Annotated in this window: 6 protein-coding genes and 1 pseudogene; 4 read left to right on the forward strand and 3 right to left on the reverse strand. The window is 44.3% G+C overall.

Features of this window, described 5'->3' with window-relative positions; translation table 11 throughout:
* Positions 1 to 139 precede the first annotated feature (139 nt).
* Together IM450_RS01300 and IM450_RS01305 are read left to right on the forward strand one after the other, a co-directional pair.
* Positions 140 to 382, forward strand: a pseudogene (locus IM450_RS01300) (6-pyruvoyl trahydropterin synthase family protein); the annotation flags it as partial.
* A gap of 77 nt (positions 383 to 459) precedes the next feature.
* Entirely contained in the window at positions 460 to 903 is a 444-nt protein-coding gene (locus IM450_RS01305) for a DUF29 domain-containing protein (RefSeq protein ID WP_287667819.1), read from the forward strand.
* 85 nt (positions 904 to 988) lie between these two features.
* Here the strand turns inward: IM450_RS01305 and IM450_RS01310 are convergent, their stop codons facing one another.
* Positions 989 to 1,474 (reverse strand): PEP-CTERM sorting domain-containing protein, encoded by a 486-nt coding sequence (locus tag IM450_RS01310; protein ID WP_287667822.1) that lies wholly within the window; start codon positions 1,472 to 1,474, stop codon positions 989 to 991.
* Positions 1,475 to 1,928: 454 nt separating this feature from the next.
* Here IM450_RS01310 and IM450_RS01315 point away from each other — a divergent pair, with 454 nt between their 5' ends.
* Positions 1,929 to 2,606 carry a Uma2 family endonuclease gene (locus IM450_RS01315; protein ID WP_287667831.1) on the forward strand — a complete coding sequence of 226 codons (678 nt, stop codon included), beginning with the start codon at positions 1,929 to 1,931 and terminating at the stop codon, positions 2,604 to 2,606.
* Positions 2,607 to 2,612: 6 nt separating this feature from the next.
* Here the strand turns inward: IM450_RS01315 and rpsF are convergent, their stop codons facing one another.
* Positions 2,613 to 3,002 carry a 30S ribosomal protein S6 gene (gene rpsF, locus IM450_RS01320; RefSeq protein WP_004163403.1) on the reverse strand — a complete coding sequence of 130 codons (390 nt, stop codon included), beginning with the start codon at positions 3,000 to 3,002 and terminating at the stop codon, positions 2,613 to 2,615.
* A gap of 145 nt (positions 3,003 to 3,147) precedes the next feature.
* On the opposite strand from rpsF, the gene IM450_RS01325 reads away from it, so the two are divergent.
* Positions 3,148 to 3,930, forward strand: coding sequence for a fumarylacetoacetate hydrolase family protein (locus IM450_RS01325; protein WP_043997825.1), 783 nt, complete (start codon positions 3,148 to 3,150; stop codon positions 3,928 to 3,930).
* On the opposite strand, the gene tpiA is transcribed toward IM450_RS01325, so the two are convergent.
* Positions 3,927 to 4,652: a triose-phosphate isomerase gene (gene tpiA, locus IM450_RS01330; RefSeq protein ID WP_080506938.1), complete on the reverse strand. Its 726-nt coding sequence runs from the start codon at positions 4,650 to 4,652 to the stop codon at positions 3,927 to 3,929. The two genes, IM450_RS01325 and tpiA, sit on opposite strands and share 4 nt — an antisense overlap.
* Between the last annotated feature and the right edge of the window lie 271 nt (positions 4,653 to 4,923).

Below are 4,923 nucleotides of genomic sequence, written 5' to 3' on the forward strand. Positions count from 1 at the left end.
TAGGGCATACCGGAACCTTTGGGCTCGATCCAATAAACGCTTGGGGAGAGAATACCTCTACTTTTTCAGAAGCAATTCTGTCTAAGCAAGTAATCTCTGTGAACCAAGAATCCCCGTCTCTTTAGAGCGGGGAGTGTCAAAGTCCCAAGGCTCACAACAGGGAATGGTGATGGATTTTGGCGAAATTAAACAATATTTACAGCCACTACTCGATAATTTTCTCGACCATCATTATCTCAATGAAACCACTGGTTTAGAAAATCCCACCAGTGAAGAATTATCGCGCTGGATCTATGAAAAATTGGCAAAAGCTGGTTTACCCAACCTTCATGCCGTCGAAATCCGCGAAACCTGTACCTCTGGATGCACCTATTATCCCTAATCGGCAAACTATCATTAGCTAGGATGGATTGCAAACCTATCCCACGAATCAGATGAAGGAGTTAGGAGAAACCTAATATGCTATCTACTGCCAAGAAACTTTATGACACAGACTTTAATCTGTGGGTGGAAGAAACTGCTAACCTACTTAAAGAAGGTAAGTGGGAGTACCTCGATTTAGAAAATCTGATTGAGGAAATTGAGGCAATGGGTAGGAGTGATAAAAAGGCTTTGAAAAGTAATTTAGAAAAGCTATTGATTCACCTGCTTAAATGGAAGTATCAACCCTCTAAACGTTCTCATAGTTGGCAGTATTCTATCACCGAACAATGTTTGAGATTGTTGGACGTTTTTGAAGATAGCCCCAGTCTCAAGGTATATTTTGAGGAAGTTTTTGATAAGTGTTATCGAAATGCTTGCCTACTTGCCGCTAGAGAAACAGGGTTAGATAAAAAAACTTTTCCTGATGTCTGTCCTTTTGCCAAAACTGACATCCTCGATCCTGAATATCTACCGGATTAATACTAAGTAGGTAGGTGTTAAAAACTGTCAGATATCCCCCTTATTCAGGGAAGATTAAGGGGGGATAAACCCCAAAGTTCTCAACTTAATTGTCCTGTTTTGACTTCTTCCCTTGAGATAGTTTGCGCTGGCAGAAAGCACCAAATCCCAATAAACCTAAGCCCAGAATTGTGCTAGGTTCAGGGGTTGAGGTAGATGGCGGAGGGGAGGAAATGACAAATTGACCGCTATTACCATCAGGATTACCATCATTGACACGAAACTCAAGAACAGTGCCATTAGCAATACCCGTAAAGCCTACATTTGTAAAGATACTGGATAAAGGCACACCAGACAATGATAAATTTGTTGGTGGATTGGCATTACCTAAACCATTAGCGGGAGTAGCTGAGAATAGAGGAAAAAATCCCAGTGTGTTATTACCAATGAGTAGAGAACCATATAGTTGACCTCTGGGACCGGCGACAGTTTGTCCTGGACTATTTCCCGTATTTGTTGTTTGGGGTGAGACAATAACACCTGCGGCATTAGCAGTAAATTCTCCAAAAAAGAGATCTACTGTTCCAGACACATTAACACTTAAGGTGTCTGACGGGAGAAAGTTTTGAGAAACCGTGAAAGTTGGCCCGGAAAAAACATTAGTCCCTAAAACAGTTGTGTTGGGAATAATTAGCTGAGCAGCTTGAACTGGTGATATTGCTAGAGTGCTAAAAGCAATGGCAGAGGAAGCGATAGCTATTTTTGATAAGCTATTCTTACCCCCCCCCGACAATCAATCAGTTTTGCTAATACCATAACTAAATGCCTCCTAAAAAATGGCGTTGCGGTCGCTACCGTAGCATTTTTGTCTGTAGATGTCAAGCTCTTGCCGTTAAATTTATCAAATCTTAAAAATACTCTAAGTTACTTATACAACTTTGGCAGGAGGTCTAAGGCAAAGCCGTCCTAAAAGGACGGGGTTTCAATCCGAGGATTTGCGATGATACAATAAAGTTAGGCAAAAATGCGATCGCAAGAGATAAAGCATGGTTCAAGCACCCATCGAACCCCAACTTTTCTATCCTGATTCCGACGGTAAACCTATGGCCGACAACACAGTTCAATATCGCTGGATTGTTCGCTTGGTTGCCAATCTCAAGTATTTATTTAAAGGGCAAACCGTCTTTGTCGCCGGAGATTTGCTCTGGTATCCCCAGCAGGTAACTGTACCCCCCGCTCCCCGTCAAGCTCCCGATGCCATGGTAGTTTTCGGCCGTCCACCTGGTGAGCGCGGCAGCTATAAACAATGGGAAGAAGACAATATTGCTCCCCAGGTAGTGTTTGAAATCCTCTCTCCGAGCAATAGTGCCAGGGAAATGCTCAAAAAGCAGTCTTTCTATCGGGAGTATGGGGTATTAGAAATGTTTTTCTATGACCCAGACTCCCATGATTTCTGGGGATTGGTACGGGCCAATCAGCAAGAGGATTTTTTCCCAGTAACGGCCTTGAATTTTCCTTGGACTTCCCCAATCCTAGGGATTCGGTTTGAGATGTTTGAAGAGGGTTTAGAGGTCTTTTATCCCGATGGGGAACGATTTAAAGACCCTGAAACCCTCTTTGAGGAACGCAACCAAGCACAACAAGAACGCAACCAAGCACAACAAGAACGCGATCGCGCTTTTGCCCGATTACGCGAATTGGGCATTGATCCGACACAGTTGTGACTATAATTAATCTTCAGCGGAGATACCGTCATCTTCCACCACCGCTTCGGTGATAGGAGAGGGGGGAATTTCCGTTAAGGGAGATAAATCCGCAGGGGGGGCCACCACGCGATCGAGTTTTAGGGTTAAATAACGAATAACCTCATCACTTAAACGCATGGCCCGTTCCATGGGGGCGACTTGTTTGCCGCTTGCCTGATAATTCATCTGCACATAGACACCATCATTGAGTTTTTTGATGGGATAGGCCAGACGTTTTTTACCCCACACCTTAACTTGAATGTCTGTGGCGCTGTGTTCGGTAATCAGAGTCCGATAACGTTCCACTTGTTGCTGAACGACTTCTTCCCCTAAATCGGGACGGAGAATGTAAAGAGTTTCGTAGTTATTGCTCATCTCAGAATCCTTATGGACTAGAAGGCTTCTTTGTCAAGGCCAGAGGTTAATTGATTTTAATAACTCTCTAGCTTTTAATAAAGAAGCAAGGATATATGATCATACTACTATCCGAGAGTCGATCGCTAGTCATTCCCAGAAAAATATGGCGCAACGCTATGTACGAGTGAAACATCGTCAAGGACAAATCTTCTACGGACTGTTACAGCTAAACCGTAGCGTTGCCGTCTTTGATGCCCCTCCCTGGCAAGGAGGGCAACTAACCAAGCTAGAATTAGAACCTGATAGCTACCAACTATTAGCCCCCTGTTTCCCGTCGAAAATTATTGCCGTGGGCAAAAATTACCGCGCCCACGCCGCCGAGATGGGAACACCTGTACCGGAAGAACCGCTTTTATTTCTCAAGCCACCGACGACAATTATCGCCGACGGTGAAACTATTTTTTATCCGCCCCAATCGGAAAGAGTGGATTATGAGGGAGAATTGGCATTAATTATGGGAGAAACCGCCAAAAACTGCACCACAGCCCAGGCCAGAAGTAAAATCTGGGGTTATACTATTGCTAACGATGTCACCGCTAGGGATTTACAGAAAAAAGATAGCCAATGGACGCGGGCGAAAGGATTTGACAGTTTTTGTCCCCTCGGCCCCTGGATTGTCCGGGAATTGAGTATCGGGGCCCAATTAACCACTTTTCTCAATGATGGCAGCGAACCCAAACAAAGCAGTTATCTCAGTGATATGGTCTTTCCCCCCGATGTCTTGGTGGCTTATATCTCCCAAGTGATGACCCTGCTGCCGGGGGATGTAATTTTAACGGGAACTCCCGAAGGAATCGGACCGCTGCAGGTGGGGGATAAGGTTCGGGTGGAAATAGAAGGCATCGGGGTTTTGGAAAATAGCGTCATGGCAGCAGAAATCGATTAACGATAATTAACAATCCTAGCGAATACGGCGGGGTCTAGACTCGCCCCACCGACTAAAGCCCCGTTTATCTGCGATTGAGCCATAATTTCATCGATATTATCGGGTTTTACCGAACCACCGTACTGAATGGTTACTTCGGGATTATCTAATTGTTGCCGAATCAAACCGATAACCCGATTGGCTTCCTCGCTTTCGCAGGTTTCTCCCGTGCCAATCGCCCAGATGGGTTCGTAGGCGATAACGAGGTTTTTTTGGTCAACATTGACTAAACCTGCTTGAATTTGCTTGATAATTACCTTTTCCGTTTCTCCAGCATCTCTTTGGGCTTTACTTTCTCCCACACAGATAATCGGGATTAAACCTTGTTTTTGGGCAGATATGACCCTTAAATTGACGGTTTCATCGGTTTCGCCGAAATATTGCCGGCGTTCACTGTGACCGATAACCACATAGTGAACCCCAATTTCGGTTAACATATCCGCCGAGATTTCGCCCGTATAAGCCCCCGATTTTTCCCAGTGGACATTTTGCGCCCCTAAGCGAATACGACCACCGTGGAGGGTTTTAGAGAGGACAGCTAAAGCTGTGAAAGGCGCACAAAGAACTACTTCTCGGTCGTCCGGGGTTTCCTCTAGATGGGATTTAAAATCTTGCAAAAACTCCAGAGCTTCTCTCTGGGTTTTGTGCATTTTCCAGTTACCTGCAATAACAACTTTCGGCACAGCTTAATTAATTTAGTAGATTTGATAATTTATGGTACATTTTACTGTAAGCCTTTTTGTTACCCTAAGCAAGATCACCGATAATCGCTGTTTGTCGTGAACAGATTTCTTGAATACTTTTACCTCTACCTAGGGTTTGCTGAATAAATCTAAAAACTTTGTTTGATAAGGCTTTTAGACTTTTTTGACCTCAAAAAGTGCCTACCATTGGAGGGATCGGGGGTAAAATTCCTGGACTTTTTCCCTGAAAATTAGGTAACTGACCACCTCA

Source organism: Microcystis sp. M083S1 (assembly GCF_020246405.1).
Lineage (GTDB): Bacteria > Cyanobacteriota > Cyanobacteriia > Cyanobacteriales > Microcystaceae > Microcystis > Microcystis aeruginosa_C.